The 1,230-nt window shown below is 57.2% G+C and carries 1 protein-coding gene and 1 pseudogene; both read left to right on the top strand.

What is annotated here, in order from left to right:
• Nucleotides 1-297: pseudogene (locus B2R17_RS04525) on the top strand (glycoside hydrolase); the annotation flags it as partial.
• A 148-nt stretch (nucleotides 298-445) separates the two neighbouring features.
• The coding region (locus B2R17_RS04520; protein WP_286763030.1) for an acetyltransferase at nucleotides 446-1,230 on the top strand (785 nt) is incomplete at its 3' end.

The raw sequence follows: 1,230 nt of genomic DNA, 5'->3' as shown, positions 1-1,230 counted from the left end.
GCCGGCGTCGCCGTGCAAGGCGACCGAGTCATCATGCGACTGAACGATTCGCGACGACCATTCCGTGGCGTCCGAGGTGACAAAATTCGATTCTTGCGAGCCACCCTGTCCAACCAAACCGCCAATCTCTACGTCAGCGAAGACGGCGAGAACTGGACCAAGTGCTCGCGAACTTTCGAGCTGTCCGGATTCGACCACAACGTTCTGGGGAGTTTCTCCTACCTTCGCCCCGCGATTTATGCGGAAGGAACCGGCAACGCAGAGATCCGATCATTTGAGTATTCACCGCTCGACTGATTTCGTTGAATTCACAAACGAGCGGGTGTTTGATTCTTCATTCGGACTTTCGCTGTGGCACCGTTTCGCTTTCTCGGCCAGGAACTAGAATCGGGAGCCATGGAACCGAAACTCGGACCAATCCGCTCACACCGATCGAGATAACGACGTGACTCACTTTGACGTTTTCAATGGCGACGCGGATGGCATTTGCGCGCTGCATCAACTGCGGCTGGCGGAACCCAAAGACAGCACGCTGGTAACCGGCGTCAAACGAGACATCAACCTTCTCAAACGAGTCCCCGCGGTCTCGGGCGACTCCGTGACTGTGCTCGACATTTCGCTCGACAAGAATCGCGACGAACTCCAGCGGATCCTGGCTGCAGATGTTCCGGTCACCTACTTCGATCACCACTTCGCCGGCGACATCCCCGATTTGCCGCTGCTGTCGACGCACATCGACACCGCCGGCGACGTGTGCACCGGACTGCTCGTCAATCGATTCCTCAAGGGTCAATTCTTGCCCTGGGCGATCACCGCTCTATACGGCGACAACCTGCACGACGCGGCAAAGTCCGCCGCCGCACCATTGAACCTCAACGATTCGCAACTCGCGGAACTGGAACAACTCGGCACGCTGCTCAACTACAACGGCTACGGCGGAACACTCGACGATCTCTACTTCGCTCCCGACGACTTGTATCGCAAAGTCCAACCGTACGCGAACCCGTTTGAGTTCATCGCATCGGACACCACCTTCGAAACCCTTCGCGATGGTTTCGACAGCGACATGAAACGAGCGGCCTCGATCGAGCCCAAAATGGCGACCGAATCCTGTGCAGCGTTCCTGTTCCCCAACGATCCATTCTCACGTCGAGTCAGTGGCGTCTACAGCAATCAACTCGCACGCGAAAATCCAGAACGAGCCCACGCGTTGCTGAGCGAACTGCCATC

This window comes from Rhodopirellula sp. UBA1907, from assembly GCF_002337565.1.
Classification (GTDB): Bacteria; Planctomycetota; Planctomycetia; order Pirellulales; family Pirellulaceae; genus Rhodopirellula; species Rhodopirellula europaea.
This window is presented reverse-complemented; position numbering and strand designations above follow the sequence as displayed.